We start from the raw sequence: 15907 nt of genomic DNA, 5'->3' as shown, positions 1-15907 counted from the left end.
AGCCTTGGCGAAAAACGTGCCAACTTTTCAATCTGGTGCCAAGCTTGTATTCTTTTTCCCGCTTGCTAAAAACATCCACTAAAAAGGTAACAAATAGGTTTTACTTTGGTGTTTTATATAAACCGATCGTTTAGGTCGAGCCTTTATTTTAGTTGTGGAACGCCACTAATTTTTTATGATTTCCGTCACCGGACAGTTCAACACGTTACCGATGAGCCCCTATCTCAATCGGATTAAACCTTGGGTTAGTGTCATTTGTACTAGCTATAACCATCAAGCTTACGTAGAGCAAGCGCTCAAATCGGTTGTTGACCAGGGATACCCAAATGTTGAGTTGATTGTAATTGACAATGGGAGTGTTGATGGTTCGGTGGAACGCATTGCCGCATTTATTGAGCAATACCCATCTATCCGGTTTATTCATAACCCAATCAATATAGGATTGACCAGGGCGTTTAATCAGGGATTGGCACTGGCCGAAGGTCGTTACATAATTGACCTCTCCGCCGACGATGTGCTGCTTCCGGGCCGTATTTCCAAACAAGTTGCTTTATTTGAACAATTGGCCGGTCCTTACGCAGTCGTATTTTCTAACGCGGCTTACGTCGATACAGACGGACAGGAAATAGCTCATCATTACCCTGTTAATGCCCAAGGCCATGCCCGCTCGCCTGTTCCATCGGGCAATGTTTTCCAACCCATTCTGGAGTCGTACTTTATATGCACGCCAACAATGATGATGCGTCGGGATGTGCTAAATGAACTTGGCGGATATGACGAAACACTGGCTTATGAGGACTTTGATTTCTGGGTGCGATCGGCCCGTCTCTATCATTATGCCTACTTGGATGAAGTGCTAATGCTGAAACGTCAATGCCCTGATTCGATGTCGGCACAGGTAATATGGCCTGATAATAACCTGCTTCGGTCAACGCTGAAAGTTTGTTACAAAGCTTATGACCGGTGTGCCACACCCGACGAATACCAAGCATTAGCCGGACGTATCCGTACCTTTATTCGGAAGGCATTTTACGTTGAACAGTTCGATTTGGCTTTGCAATTCGGCGAACTCTTACGTCACATTGAGCGTCCAGGTTTCTTTAGCAGCCTGATTCTGGGATTAAGTCGCCTGCATTTGCCTGTCAACAAAGCTTATCGGCAGTATCTCAAGTGGTATCCCGCAAGCCAGTCGGCGAAACCGGTTTAGTCCATTTACCGTTACAAGTAAACCGGTGGCTGTGAACTCTTTTTAACAGGCTATGTTTGCTGCTAACTGGTTGTTGACAACTGCTTACTAAAAATGGCGGCCGAATTCATTAAACTGTATCCTAAAAACCCCGACCCGCGTCGGATTGAGCATATTGTAAAAGCTCTTCGCGAGGGGGCTGTTATTATTTACCCGACAGACACGATTTACGGGATGGGGTGCGACATTCATAATGCCCGCGCGGTTGAGCGTGTGGCCCGCATTAAGGGCATCAAGCCTGCGAAAAATGATTTCTCGTTCATCTGCTACGATCTAAGCCATATTGCCGATTATGCCCGAGTGAGCAACCAGGCATTTAAGTTGATGAAGAGTGTGTTGCCGGGGCCGTTTACCTTCATCCTTCAGGCGAGTGGCAACGTACCGAAGCTACTCAACACAAACAAAAAAACCGTTGGTATTCGAGTACCGGACAACGATATTCCACGTCAGATTGTGCATGTGCTCGGGAACCCAATTATCACAACGTCTATCCGTGATGAAGACGAAATTATCGAGTATTCGACCGACCCGGAGTTGATCTTCGAGAAGTTTCAGAATCAGGTGGATATTATTGTTGATGGGGGCTATGGCGGCAATGTGGCATCGACAATTGTTGACGCAACCGACGACGACTTTTCGGTCATCCGACAGGGCTTAGGTGAATTAGTGCTTTGAAAAGTTAGGATAACATTCTATACTTGCATCGTAGGGTTAACATTCCTTCATTTGGGAGTGTAACCCTTTTTTTGTGAATCATACCCAACTCATCTTATTTAGTATGCGCTTTTCTTTGGCCGCGTTCTCCTTATTGGCTCTTTGTCAACTCACCGGCTGCTCAACTCAATCAAAACAGGACGATTCGTCGAAAACGGGTAAACTCGCCACCGAAGCATCAGCCAAAAGTCCAGCAGTAGACTCGTCGGAAACGCCGTCCACTAAGGCTCAACCTGTTACCTCAACACGCTCAGTTAGCACTGGCGACTCTACCCTCGATTCGTTGACGTATGCGCCCACGGGCGCGCTGCTGCCCAAATACCGCATATTTGCCTATTACGGTAACCCCCATTCCAAGAAGATGGGCGCGTTAGGTAAATACCCGAAAGCAGAAATGCTGCACCGGTTGGATGAAGAAATCAAAAATTGGCAAAAAGCCGACCCTGCTACGCCTATTCAACCTGCCCTGCATTTGGTCGCTACATCGGCGCAGGGATTGCCCGGCAAAGATGGTGGCTACCGCATGCGTATGTCCGACAAAACCATTAAGAAAGTGCTGAAATGGGGTAACGAACACAAAGCCGTTGTGTTCCTGGACATCCAACGGGGTCATGCACCACTCGGTCCGGAGATGAAATACATGGAGAAATATTTAAAGCTGCCTTTCGTTCACTTGGGTATCGACCCGGAATTCTCGATGGTAACAGGTGCAAAACCAGGTACTAAAATTGGCTCCTATGATGCCGCCGATATCAATCAGGCCGTTCAGTTTTTAAGCCGCGTTGTTAAAGAAAACAATTTGCCTCCCAAAGTGCTGGTGGTTCACCGCTTCACACAAGGCATGATTAAAAATTATAAAAACATTAAACTAGATCCGAATGTCCAGATTGTGATGGATATGGACGGCTGGGGTCCGCCGGTACTCAAAAAAGATTCATACCACGACTATATTCAGATGGAACCGGTACAATACACTGGGTTCAAACTGTTCTACGACAACGATTTCCGCAAGGCCGGCTCCCGCATTATGACGCCCGCCGAAGTGCTGGCGCTGACGCCCAAGCCGATGTATATTCAATATCAGTAGTTTCAATTTCAGTACAAAACACAAAGGGAGACCCGCTGGGTCTCCCTTTGTGTTTTGTACTGAAATTAGTCATACAACACGTCTTTCTAAAGTCTAATCATCAGATCTTTTTGTATTCTTTCTATCCCTTATCAAAAAGAAGATTGAGACGAGGAATCCTAATAGATATACGATTCCTAAGCCTAACTTTTCAAATCGTAAGGCTTCAAAATCAAATTGTCGACAGGCAGACACGCCTAGTATGATAGCTATGATTACCAAAGGTACTTTCATATTATTGTTGTATAAGTGCGGTGTACGTCTCAATAGCTACTAAAGTGACTTAAAAATTAATCCCAGTGGTAAGTGTGAAAACCTCAAATTTCACCCGCGAGGGTTGAGCATCATACTGCCTAGGAAATAGGTAGTTACTTAAGTACCGTTCGTATTGTAGAGTAATAGGGATGCTAACTTTTTGCAATTCGATATTAATGCCAATACCGGCCATGCTACTCACCGCAGACTTGTTTGACGCGAGTTTGTTTGGACCAATTATAATTGGATATGGGCTGGTAATGCAGACTATATCCAATTGTTCGCTGAAATTACTATTTACAAGGTAGTTGTAACTAACTCCGGTTTGAAGAAATTATAGTTTCCGATTAGTCAGCACATAATATCGATAAACTACTGGTAGTTTAATGGTCGTAATACTAAAAGTGGAGTGAACCCATGAATTTTTAGGCTTGACATCGTTAACCTGTGTCCAAGACAGTTGCAGATGCAAAGAGGAACGGTCATTTAAGTAGTAATGTAGGTCAATGCCAGTAAGTAAATTATTTTGAGAGTCGAAATGACCCAGGTACTGATTAAATTAATCACAAGGGGAAAGGAATAATTCAGCCCTGCAAAAATGCCAAACTCAAACCGATTTTCTTTTGGCATTATAATCTGTTGTGCTTGTAAGCTATTAAGGGCCATCCAAAGGACTACTAAGAATGTAAATAGGTTTCTCATCGTCAGATTAGTCTACAACAGCTTTTTACAATTCTATATTCTTGTTTTGGCTTATACATTATGTAGAGTTCAGAGTCCTCAAAGCGAATAAGAGTTGTAACCTATTGTCATCTGCGTGCTTTTATACAAATCCAAGTTTATAGATGCGCTATTTCGTCAGCGGCCCACTTTTTTTACATAATCGAACACGTCCCTGAACTACTAACATACAAACATTACTAATAAAAACAATTACAAATTAACCAAGAATCATACATAATCAGGCCCAACTAATCTTTAGTCGGGCCTGATCAATAATGGTACAAAGCAATTTTCAACTAATTCAATAGACCACTTTAACCTCCTTACTCTAAATTCATTTGGGCTATTTCAGCCAGCCAAGTAGCTCGCTGTGTTGGTGATGCCTGAAGAACTGATGCCAGAAATACATGGTGTAAGATCTCAAAGCCACAGTAGTCAAAAATCCCCTTGTCAGAGGTTAGCTGGAGCGCTTTATCCATACCTGTAGACCGGTATTCGTCGTGCGATTTACCCTGCGTGTTAATAATAATCGCTTTTTTTCCTTTTAGTAAACCTTGTTGAACGCCCTGTACATACTGATACGCAAAACCATACATAAAAACCCGGTCGATATAGCCTTTCATTATGGCGGGTAAGCCGGTCCACCAAATAGGATAAATAAACGTCACCACGTCTGCCCATGCTATAAATGATTGCTCAGTAGCAATATCAGCTGGAATTTGACCGGTTTTCGAAGCGGCAAGATCAGCTGTAGTTAAAATTGGATCGAACTCCAAAGCGTATAAATCGCGCACTTCTACTAAATCGCCAGCCTGATGCAGCTTTTCAACCATAGCATTTTTAATGTCATGGTTGAAACTGGTTTGATCTGGATGAGCGTAAATTATGAGATGTTTCATTTGTCTTTTTTGTTTTAGCTTGACAAATGTCCGTCTGTGTGAACAGCTAAAATTGTAAGAAAACGAAAGTGGGAGCGCCAACTAATAGCCAATTGATCGAAGCGGATGAACGTCTGGCTACTGTGTTCAGCCATTTTTACTGCGTTCAGCTGTCAACGCAGGCTCAACCGCTGCGTCAACAGCTAATGCCTAACTATGAGATGATCCTGGCGTTCAACTTCGGTCCCCCTATCCCTATTTCAATAGGAACCGATCCTTATGTTATCCATCAAACTGCGGTAGTAGGCCCTCTTCAAAAAACGTTGACCTATGACTTACCTGCCGGAGCGGATTTAATCGTTGTGAACTTTACCCTGAATGGTTTCTACCGGCTTCTGGGGGTCCCTATGCACCGGCTCAAAGCTGAAGACTTACACAACCCCGATATATTACTCAATAAAAGTTGCTTTAGTCAACTATGGGATCAATTGGCCGCCATGACCACGTTGACTGATCGACTAAAGTTGATAAGTAATTATGCCCTGGCTTTTGTAGCCCCCTCCGACGAGGCTGCAAGCTCTTTACTGGATAGTATTCCTTATTTCAACGATTCAGCTATAGATCCGATAAAAGCGCTGGCGCAAACGAATCAAATTTCAACTCGAAGTATTCAGTTACGTTTTCAAACATATCTAGGTTATTCAGCCAAGCAGATGGTGCGTTTTCTACGTTTCAAAAAAATGCTTAGTCTCCTTTGCCAGCAGTATCCAGAATCCCCTGACTGGCTAGATCTTGTACTTACCTTTGGCTATCATGATCATAGCCACCTTATTAAAGACTTTACGTACTTTTTGGGTGTCACACCCCGTCAATTTCTTAAACAACTAGCACCAGGCGGAGTATGCATCAGTAAATCAGGGAAGTTTTATTGACCCTAATGACTCTTGTTTGAACATAAACATCAGAAAATTAGCACAATAAAAAAGGCCCAATCAGTGATTAAGCCTTTTTTATATCTTTTATAAACCGATTAGTTACCGATTCTCAACCAGTGCTTTAAACTCGTCTACCATAATGTCTTGGGTCACGGTAGTTAATTGAGTTTTAGCGTATTCAATTACTTTATCGTCATATACCCGGTTGAAGGTGTTCGTGTAATTCTGACCGTTGTTCTTCTCATCTGTCAGGTAGTTGCGGGCGATGCGGTCAATAGTTTTGTTCATCTCTTCATCTTCACCACCCATAAAGCCAAACTGCTCACTAACCATCACGCGTGTCACGGCCAGCACATCATCGAACTCAACCTTAATATCAGCTTTTTCAGCAATCTTGTTCTTGATAAGTTGCAGTTTCACCGACTTCGTGAAATCGTCATATTGCTCATCAATTTGCTCAGGCGTAAACTTGCCTTCGTTCACTTCCAGCAACCAATTCTTCAAAAACTCGTCGGGAAGCAGAATAGGCGTGTTGTCGATCAGTGTTTTCTCGATATCTAACCGTAACAACTGTGCCGACTCACGACCATAATTACCCTTAATTATTTCGGCCACTTTCACCCGGAATTGCTCTTCATCTGTGACAGCGCCAATACCAAGTACTTTATCGAAAAACTCCTGATTCAGTTCAGCCGGTTCGTGGCGGGTAATGTCGTCAACCTCAAATGTAAACTCGCCAGTCAATTCGGCAGCCTCTTCTTTCTTCACGCCAGTTGCATTAGCGCGGGATTTCTCATCCGGGAAAGCCTGCTCCAGTACAAACGTCACCACGTCGCCTTTTTTCTTACCGATAAACTGCCCTTTGGCATCATCGGCCATTTGGTTCATTGGGAATGCAGTTTTGGCCGAAAATTCACCATCAACCGCTTTCAACTCACCATAAATAGTATCGCCATCGCTAACTTCTTCACCGTGTCCATGCGTATGGAACCGCTGTTGCAGATCGGCAATAGTTGAATCTATCTCAGCCTCACCAGCCTGAATTTCGTATTGCGTTACGCTTGGCAGATCGCTGAAATCAATGTCAAACTCCGAAGCCAGACCCAGCGTGTAGCTAAACGCAAAATCAGACTGGCTATCCCAATCAATGGCGTCGGCTTGTTCGCGGTCAGGAACGGGGTCACCGACAACCTGGAGTTTATTTTCGCGGATATATTGGCTGACCGTTTTGCTCAGCATCGAGTTAATTTCATCGACCAGAATACCCTTACCATACATTTTCTGCACGAGAGAAGCGGGTACGTGACCGGGTCGAAACCCTTTCAGTTGAACTTTACGGCCATAATCTTTCAGTTTTTTATCTACTTCGGGTTTATAGTCGGCCGGGGTCAGCGTAATCTTTAGCGAGGCATTGGTGTCGCTGGCTTTTTCTAAAGTGATATCCACGTTTGTATCGGTTTAAAATGGTGAATGAGCGATTAGGTGATTAAGCGAATGTTAGTCAATGTGACAAAATACAATTCACTCATTCACTCAATCACTCATTCAAAACTTCGTACGGGCGGAGGGGCTCGAACCCCCATGCCTTGCGGCACCAGATCCTAAGTCTGGCACGTCTACCAATTTCGCCACGCCCGCAAATTAACGACTCGAACAGATAGAATTTGTTCGCTGAAATCTCATAACGACCAACGGTTGTTTTAGATATTTCAGGGTGCAAAAGTACAAAAATATTTAGAACTACCAAGCGAATTATCATAAGGTTTTATTTTTAGCAATTATTCCACCAGTTTTCGATTAATAATTTGTTATCTTGGTAGTACGACTACAACCAATAGGCGATTACAGCAACGAAGCCCACTATGATGAATGCCATCGAGCGTCAAGCCGAACAGTCTGCCGATGCGGCCGAACCTGTTATTGATTTAGAACTGGAACGGCAGGAAATACTAAAACGCTACCGACGATTACTACGGGCAGCAAAACCAATGTTGAAGGGCGCCGACGCCAAACTGATAAAGAAAGCATTTAATACATCAGCCGAAGCCCACAAAAACATGCGTCGGCGGTCGGGAGAGCCCTACATTTACCATCCGCTGGCAGTTGCGCAGATTGCCATTGAAGAAATTGGCCTGGGAACAACCAGTATCGTAGCAGCTCTACTCCACGATGTTGTTGAAGATACCGAAACGACTATTGCCGACATTGACCGGGCTTTTGGGCCAAAGGTTGCCAAAATCATTGATGGCCTGACTAAAATTTCCGGCTACTTTGAATACGGAACCTCGCAACAGGCGGAGAACTTCCGTAAAATGCTCCTGACGCTGTCAGACGATGTGCGGGTGATCCTGATTAAACTCGCCGACCGGCTCCACAACATGCGAACGCTGGAAGCAATGCCCCGCGATAAGCAGTTGAAAATTGCCTCTGAAACGATTTACATCTACGCACCACTTGCTCACCGGTTGGGTTTGTACAGCATCAAATCGGAGTTGGAAGATTTGTACTTGAAGCACGTTGAGCCGGAAGCGTACAAGGACATTGCCAAAAAGTTGCGCGAAACACGCCTTGCACGTGACCGGTTTATCGGTCGCTTCATTGAACCGATTGAAAAAGGTCTGGCTGACACCAACATTAAATACATAATTAAAGGTCGGCCAAAGTCCATTTACTCTATCTGGTCTAAACTGAACAAATCAAAAAAACCCTTCGAGGAAATTTATGATCTGTTTGCCGTTCGAATCATCTTGGATGTACCACAGGATGAGGAGAAAGCGGCTTGCTGGCGGGCGTACTCCATTGTAACGGACCACTATAAACCCAACCCCGACCGGCTGAAAGACTGGATCAGCACCCCCAGAACCAATGGCTATGAGTCGCTCCATACAACGGTTATGAGCCGATTGGGACAATGGGTAGAAGTGCAGATCCGTACCGAACGGATGAACGAAATTGCGGAGAAAGGCTACGCGGCCCACTGGAAATACAAAGGCAACGACACACAAACCGGTGCCGGTATTGAAGCCTGGATTAGTCAGGTGCGCGACATGATTGAATCGGCGGGAACGGGCGATAAGAAAGGAGCTATTGAGTTCGTCGATGATTTCCGGAGCAATCTATACAGCGAAGAGGTTTTTGTGTTTACCCCAAAAGGCGACCTTCAGGTATTACAACGCGGAGCCACGGCCCTCGATTTTGCGTTCGACATCCACACCCAGATTGGGGCGCGGTGTATGGCGGCCAAAGTCAATAACACCCTCGTGCCACTAAGTTATGTCTTGCAGAATGGCGATCAGGTAGAAGTAATTACATCGAACCGCCAGAAACCCAGCGAAGATTGGCTCCGGTTTGTGGTCACCTCGAAGGCCAGAACCAAGATTAAGGATTTAATTAAAGAGGAAAACAAGCGGTTCGTAACCGATGGCCGCGAGTTGGTAAATAAGAAACTGCGGGTGCTGCGGATCGAGATGACCAACGAAGTCATCAATCAGTTACGCGCCTACTTCGGCTCTAAAACTACTGATGATTTTTTCTACCGCATTGGCAAAGGACATATTGACGTTGGCGAACTGAAGAAGTTCAAATCTGACAAAGAAGCTAAAGAAAATCGTACTAATAAACTCAATACCGATGCCCTGCCCGACGCGAAAGCGTTTGTGAAGGAACTGAAAAAAATTCATGGTGAGCGGGCAGATGCCGATATGCTCCTCATTGGTGAGGACATGGACAAGATCGACTACACGCTCTCGAAGTGTTGCAATCCCATTTCGGGCGACGACGTTTTTGGGTTCGTGACGATCAATGATGGCATTAAAATCCACCGGGTTACGTGTCCTAACGCCGTTGAACTGATGTCTAATCATGGCAATCGGATTATTAAAGCAAAATGGACATCCCAAAAAGAACTGGCTTTTCTGGCCGGGCTTCGCATTACGGGCACCGATCGCGTTGGTTTAATCAACGATGTGACGCGGGTTATCAGCAATGAGCTACACATTAACATGCGCTCTGTGGCGATTGACTCGAAAGACGGTATCTTTGAGGGAAATATTCGGCTTTATGTCCATGATACCAGCCACCTCGAAACCCTGATGGAGAAACTCGAAAGCGTTCAGGGAGTATTTGAGGTTGTTCGGTTCGACTCATGATAGCTTACGATAAACCGTTTTAATTTTCAGCTAGCCAGATCTATTATGTATAATCCTAAATAGAAAACCGTAAGCCTGAATCTCTTATTTTTGCACTCTCAATTAATTGGAACTGGATATGCCTGCTCCGCCACAAACAAATTTAGATTCTGCTCAGATGATTTTCCGGGCCTACCTGGAACGGAAGGGCCTGCGAAAAACACCCGAGCGGTTTGCCATACTTGAGGAGATTTATAATCGACAAGACCACTTCGATGTGGATGAGTTGTACATCTCGATGAAAAACAAGAAGTACCGGGTTAGCCGGGCAACGGTCTATAACACTTTAGACGTGCTGGTTGACTGCGACTTGGTGACCAAACATCAGTTTGGTCGGAACTTGGCACAATATGAAAAGTCGTATGGCTTTCGCCAACACGACCACTTAATCTGTACAGACTGTCATAAGGTTATGGAGTTTTGCGACCCACGCGTCCAGAATATCCAGAACATGGTTGGCGATATGTTAAAGTTCAATGTCATGCACCATTCGCTGATCTTTTACGGTTCCTGTACCCGTGACTTCTGCGAAAATCGGCAGATAACGGAGAAAGACCAACAGGGTGTGCAGGTTCCGGTGGAAAGCTAATTACCGGCCTGCTCTATCTTTCGCACCTAAACATTTTTCGTGGGCTTAAGCTGCACATTGCTCGATTGGCAGACCAAAATGATGATTTGTTTAGTAGATCGTTGGCAACGAAACCACTAGTATTTGTCCCGTTCGGCGACGAACAGATTAGTGTAGGTCGAGTAGTTACAGGGTAAGGATATTTAGCCAGAGTTGACTAAAACTTGCTCAAGAGTCAGTGGAAGAATAAATAGATGATTCTTTCTTATTAAGGCTAATACCGAATTTATTGACTTCATTGTCACGGGTGTAAGCCCACAATAAATTATGGCATTTCGCCCGTCGGAAGATACTCGAGAACGAGTAAGATAGTATGCTTTTATAATCCTCGTTCTGCCATTTGAGCTGATATTTTTTTTGAAGGATTTCATAGTACCGATACAACCCAGACTGGGGAAGTGACAACAATTATTTTTCGTTTCAATGACCGGAAGCGCTTCCGCGAGCGCAATCCAAACTCATTTTTATAATGATCGATGTTTTATTAGGCCTCCAGTGGGGCGATGAAGGAAAGGGTAAAATTGTGGACGTACTGGCTCCGCAATATCAGGTTGTAGCCCGTTTTCAGGGTGGCCCAAATGCCGGGCACACACTCGAATTCAACGGATTAAAGCATGTACTGCACCAGATCCCATCCGGCATTTTCCGGAACGATATTCTTAACATCATTGGCAACGGCGTAGTGCTTGACCCAATTGTGTTTAAAAAAGAAATTGACGGGCTGGCAAAATACAACCTCGCCCTAACGGAGAATCTGCAAATTTCCCGCAAGGCGTCCATAATCCTACCAACGCACCGGCTTTTGGACGCGGCCTACGAACAGGCAAAAGGCGAGGCAAAAATCGGGTCAACACTGCGGGGTATTGGCCCTACCTATCAGGATAAAGTTGCCCGGTTAGGGTTACGCGTCGGTGATGTTGAGTCGCCGAATTTCCGGGAGAAGTATGAAAAATTAGTGGCTATTCACAAGGTCATTCTGGAACAGAATAACTTCGATTACGCGTCCGTATTACCTCAATCTGAAGCCGAGTTTTTCGGGGCAGTTGAGTTCATGAAGCAATTCCAACTGACAGATAGTGAATACGCCGTAAACGATGCGCTGAATAATGGGCAGAAGGTTCTGGCCGAAGGTGCTCAGGGCTCACTTCTCGATATCGATTTCGGTTCTTACCCCTTTGTGACCTCTTCCAGTACTATGGCAGCCGGAGCCTGCACAGGTTTAGGTGTGGCTCCCGGCAAGATTGGTGAGGTATTTGGTATTTTTAAAGCCTATTGCACCCGCGTTGGCAGTGGCCCCTTCCCTACCGAACTCTCCGACGAAATTGGCGAACGCATTCGTGCCGAAGGCCGCGAGTTTGGCGCAACCACCGGTCGTCCGCGCCGGTGTGGGTGGCTGGATTTACCCGCCCTGAAATACGCGATCATGATTAACGGCGTTACGCAGTTGGTGATGATGAAAGTTGATGTGCTCAACATTTTCGACGAGATTCAGATATGTACGCACTATCAACTCCCGGATGGTACCATCACCGAACAAATGCCGTATGACCTTTGCGATACAGCCGTAACGCCAATTTATAAGTCGTTCAAAGGATGGCAGACGGACTTAACGGATATCCGTCGGTTTACCGACGTACCTCCCGAACTGGCAACGTATGTTTATTTCCTGGAAGACACGTTGGGATTACCCATTAACTTTATCTCGACAAGCCCCGACCGTGAAGCTATTATTCATCGTCAGGCCGTGATTGCTTAATTCGCTTTCGTACTATTATCAGATAGCCGCCCTCACCTTACAGGTGGGGGCGGCTTTTTTGCCTATTTTTGACAAAAGAATCGGAATTATTCGGCCTGTTATGTCAGCAAAGAATTTTTATCAAACCTTATATCAGACCGATGCGCTTTTTCGAGTAGCCGGCGAATCGTGGGGCGTACCTGAACAACTTCCAGCCGAGGTAATTATAGAAACACTGACTTTACCCGTTGCCGATGCTATACCGGATTTCCTGACTGAATTAGATGAGTTGTCGGCGGAAACACCAATACCAGTGGTTACGGTTGACTTGTTACTGACCGACACCCTCCTGGAAGTACCTATACTACTCGTTCCCGAACCAATTACGTTGATCGCGACACCAGAGCCATTACCCCAATCTGCACCACGCCCAACAACACCGTCTATTCTCCCTCCTATTCAGCAACAGTCCCGAATCCCCCAATTGAATCACAAGGTTTTGCTGCTGGCCGACGAAGAATTAGACCCAAGTAACTTGCTCTTTCTGGAAAAAGTCCTTAAAGCTGTCAATCTGAACATTGACGGGGTTGATTTACTGAATTTACACGGGGTGCAGGATATGAATTTTGCTGAGTTGTTACGTGGCAAATACATCAATCATTTCATCACGTTCGGCGTACCATTTGAGCGCATTAACCTCGATATTATGATGGACCGCTATTCGCCGGTTCGGTTCGAGGGTATTACATTCCTGATGGCCGATTCACTACCGACAATCGAAGCCGACCAAAATCTAAAGAAACGGCTTTGGAGTGCCCTACAGCGCGTCTTTCGTTTATAAGCAGTGTACTTTTGCCTGGGTACAACCGTTGATTCATTGACAATCCATTCCGATCTTTTCATTTCCGTTAGTCTTTGCTAATGACGCTTCTTCAACGATTTCGCTTCTTATTTCGTCAATCTGTGGCTCCTAATCCAGTCGGTGTGTCTTCGGTACCTATTCCTACAGTACCTGCTCTTATAAATCCATCGTCTACCGAATTACTAACCAATCCACTACCTGCTTATACACCAGAACCGTTGCCGGACTGGCTCGCCGACGAAGAATCGCTACGCGATGAAGGGGTTTTATTTGGCCTCTCCGATGCCCGGCCTGATGGAAAACTTGCCCAAATTCGCGCGTTTTTTGCCCGGCAAGTGGCTCCATTAGACGACTTAGTTGACGAGCACACCGAAAAAATTGGTGAATTAAATCTATTTCTTGAGCAACGTGAAAACCGCATCACCATCCTACGAGATCAGATCAGTGATATGCGCGATAGCCAACCTACTCAAAACTACCTGATTCGGACGGTAGCAAGCTTAGTGTTCTCGGTGGGTATGTGTGTCGGCAATTTCTATCTGATTGACGAAACCCTGCACCCCGTTTTGCCGAATCGATGGATTGCGGTAGGCGTTTTTCTGGCGGGTATGTTCAATTTATTTGGTCGAACGTCGTTCTTTTATGAAGATAGCCCCCGGTTGTCGAGTCGCCGGATTCTGGCCGAAGTGGGTCTACCACTGGCGACATCAGTTTTTGTGCTGGCCCAGGCAATACAAACACAGTCGATAAGTCAGGCAATTGCCTTGTTTGCTTTTGTCCTTTTCCTATTTCTCTTCGCCGGAAATCTACTTTTGAGTACATTGACTACGCTACAAACCGACCTCACTATAATTCGGGCAAACCGCCAATTAATACAAACTAAAGAGCAAAATCTGCCCGTTTGGGAAGTCGAAATAGATCGGTTAAGCCGTGAGATTGATGCCATTCGGGCGCAAAAATGGCCTATCGTAACAACCCTTAATCATACCCAAGCCGATATCAGCCGATTGAACAGCAGGCGCGATGAACTTGTTAATTTGTTTTTGAGCGAGTTTGAACTAGCCCGCAGTCTCCGCGACCGACTTTCTGAGCAACAGCGAAAACTAATTATGAATGATTAATGATGATACCAATCGCTTGGCAACTCTGTAATCATTTATAAGCCATCATTAATCATTGATTATGGAGCCAACCAACAACCCAGACTTTCATCACGGCTATACAAGCGGTGTGGAAGGCGTTAATAGGGAGACATACGAAGGATATTTATCGAGCCAGGTCAACACGGACTGGCTTATGGAGCGGATTGGGGAAAAGCGGACAGATATAGCCGATATTAACTTACAACTCACCGAAGTAACTGAATCGAATCGGGCAGCATTTGCCAACCTGCAAACGCACACACTTCAGGTTGAGCGACTTGCTAAACAGGTTGGTCAACGTGAGACCGACCGGCAGGCATTGGAAGATGACCGCAACAATTTACGCGCACGCCGAGCCAAAGCTTCTCCAGACTACTCCTTGTTCGCTGGACTACTGTTTCTGGTCGCAGGGGTTTCCTTTTTGGCTGGCGACCTGATTATCTCGCACGAAATTGTCGCGTATGCCCTCAACATACGCGACACCAATGAGGCCTGGGCATTTGCTGTTGGTTTGGCTATGGTATCTATCCTGTTGAAACCATCTTACGACCGGCTCATCGAAAAACCGTATCAGGAAGACCCACAGAAGAATGGACGAAAATATGAGCGATTTAAGATTACGCTGGCGGTGTTTTCAATTCTGACGCTGGCCGTATTAGGGTGGTTTCGTTATGAAGCCTACCGCACAGACCAGCTCAAAGCGGCCATCAACAAATCGGTTCGGCAACTTCAGCTAAATACCGATCCATCCGTTACAACACAGGTGCTTAGTCCAGCCACGATGAACAAAATCGAGAAGCAACTAAGCGAATCGAGCGAATTAAATCTGGCCTTAGTCAACAGCCCCTGGGCACTATTGTCGTTCGTTTTGAGTGGAATTTTGTTCGCGCTGGCGGGGGCGGTGTGTTTAGGTATTGCCTTGCCCGTGCTATCGGCGTTCTGGTTCCGGTGGTTGCAGGCCGATATTAAACTATGGAAGTTACGTCGTCGGCTGAAACGACTGGATAAGGAAATAGCACCGCTAGAAACCCAGTTGACCGAACAGCGTACCCAGCAAAATGTGTTGCAGCACAACCTCGATTTATTGCCCAATCTGGACGAATTGAAGGAACAACGCCAAACAATACTAGCCGAACTCAACGAACTGCTCGCCGAGTTAAAACTGGCCCAGACAGACAGTCGCATCAGTAATTTCAACGATGGGTATGGGCAGGGAGAAGCAACCCGCACCGTTTTAAGTGACGATGAACAACGGCAACTTCGAAAGGAAATGCTCTCTCTCCAAAATGGTAACCGCAGCCGAAGTAGCGAAAATCGCCCTATGGGTACTCCGCCTGTTAATGGTACTAGTGCGAACGGCAAAGCTCCGGGCTTACGTCCTCATCAGACAATTCGAAAGTTTTTGTCAGACGAGTTGTAGTCTTTTACTGCACTGAAAGGTCTCAGGAAACATTCTCCATCTTCTCTTCTGTATGA

General features: G+C 45.6%; 12 protein-coding genes and 1 tRNA gene. 10 read left to right on the top strand and 3 right to left on the bottom strand.

Going from position 1 to position 15907, the window contains the following annotated elements; translation table 11 throughout:
* The first annotated feature begins 175 nt into the window (after positions 1-175).
* The 3 genes from ACFS25_RS08865 to ACFS25_RS08855 all read left to right on the top strand — a co-directional run bounded on the left by ACFS25_RS08865 (position 176) and on the right by ACFS25_RS08855 (position 3047).
* Positions 176-1207 (top strand): glycosyltransferase, encoded by a 1032-nt coding sequence (locus ACFS25_RS08865; protein WP_381498835.1) that lies wholly within the window; start codon positions 176-178, stop codon positions 1205-1207.
* A 93-nt stretch (positions 1208-1300) separates the two neighbouring features.
* Positions 1301-1921, top strand: coding sequence for an L-threonylcarbamoyladenylate synthase (locus tag ACFS25_RS08860; protein ID WP_381498832.1), 621 nt, complete (start codon positions 1301-1303; stop codon positions 1919-1921).
* A 103-nt stretch (positions 1922-2024) separates the two neighbouring features.
* Positions 2025-3047, top strand: coding sequence for a hypothetical protein (locus ACFS25_RS08855; protein ID WP_381498829.1), 1023 nt, complete (start codon positions 2025-2027; stop codon positions 3045-3047).
* A 1340-nt stretch (positions 3048-4387) separates the two neighbouring features.
* Here ACFS25_RS08855 and ACFS25_RS08850 read toward each other — a convergent pair.
* Positions 4388-4963 carry an NAD(P)H-dependent oxidoreductase gene (locus tag ACFS25_RS08850; RefSeq protein WP_381498826.1) on the bottom strand — a complete coding sequence of 192 codons (576 nt, stop codon included), beginning with the start codon at positions 4961-4963 and terminating at the stop codon, positions 4388-4390.
* 68 nt (positions 4964-5031) lie between these two features.
* Here ACFS25_RS08850 and ACFS25_RS08845 point away from each other — a divergent pair, with 68 nt between their 5' ends.
* Positions 5032-5874 (top strand): helix-turn-helix domain-containing protein, encoded by an 843-nt coding sequence (locus tag ACFS25_RS08845; protein ID WP_381498823.1) that lies wholly within the window; start codon positions 5032-5034, stop codon positions 5872-5874.
* A 102-nt stretch (positions 5875-5976) separates the two neighbouring features.
* On the opposite strand, the gene tig is transcribed toward ACFS25_RS08845, so the two are convergent.
* Both tig and ACFS25_RS08835 read right to left on the bottom strand, forming a co-directional pair.
* Positions 5977-7323, bottom strand: a complete 1347-nt coding sequence (tig, locus tag ACFS25_RS08840; protein WP_381498820.1) for a trigger factor — start codon at positions 7321-7323, stop codon at positions 5977-5979.
* Positions 7324-7433: 110 nt separating this feature from the next.
* Positions 7434-7515, bottom strand: a tRNA-Leu gene (locus tag ACFS25_RS08835).
* A gap of 224 nt (positions 7516-7739) precedes the next feature.
* On the opposite strand from ACFS25_RS08835, the gene ACFS25_RS08830 reads away from it, so the two are divergent.
* From ACFS25_RS08830 to ACFS25_RS08805, 6 genes are all read left to right on the top strand, one after another.
* Positions 7740-10025, top strand: coding sequence for a RelA/SpoT family protein (locus ACFS25_RS08830; RefSeq protein ID WP_381498817.1), 2286 nt, complete (start codon positions 7740-7742; stop codon positions 10023-10025).
* A 118-nt stretch (positions 10026-10143) separates the two neighbouring features.
* A complete protein-coding gene (locus tag ACFS25_RS08825) occupies positions 10144-10653 on the top strand; it encodes a Fur family transcriptional regulator (protein ID WP_381498814.1) in 510 nt (169 codons plus the stop codon).
* Between the two features lie 508 nt (positions 10654-11161).
* Positions 11162-12448 (top strand): adenylosuccinate synthase, encoded by a 1287-nt coding sequence (locus ACFS25_RS08820; protein ID WP_381498810.1) that lies wholly within the window; start codon positions 11162-11164, stop codon positions 12446-12448.
* Positions 12441-13268 carry a hypothetical protein gene (locus ACFS25_RS08815; RefSeq protein ID WP_381498808.1) on the top strand — a complete coding sequence of 276 codons (828 nt, stop codon included), beginning with the start codon at positions 12441-12443 and terminating at the stop codon, positions 13266-13268. The genes ACFS25_RS08820 and ACFS25_RS08815 overlap by 8 nt, the downstream gene beginning before the upstream one ends.
* Positions 13269-13348: 80 nt before the next feature.
* Positions 13349-14410, top strand: a complete 1062-nt coding sequence (locus ACFS25_RS08810) for a hypothetical protein (RefSeq protein ID WP_381498805.1) — start codon at positions 13349-13351, stop codon at positions 14408-14410.
* Between the two features lie 61 nt (positions 14411-14471).
* On the top strand, positions 14472-15851 hold the full coding sequence (locus ACFS25_RS08805; RefSeq protein ID WP_381498802.1) for an AAA family ATPase: 1380 nt from the start codon (positions 14472-14474) through the stop codon (positions 15849-15851).
* Positions 15852-15907 lie beyond the last annotated feature (56 nt).

The sequence above is a fragment of the Spirosoma flavum genome, assembly GCF_042686045.1.
GTDB lineage: Bacteria > Bacteroidota > Bacteroidia > Cytophagales > Spirosomataceae > Spirosoma > Spirosoma flavum.
Note: the sequence above shows the minus strand (reverse complement) of the source record. Positions and strands in the feature narration are given on the sequence as shown.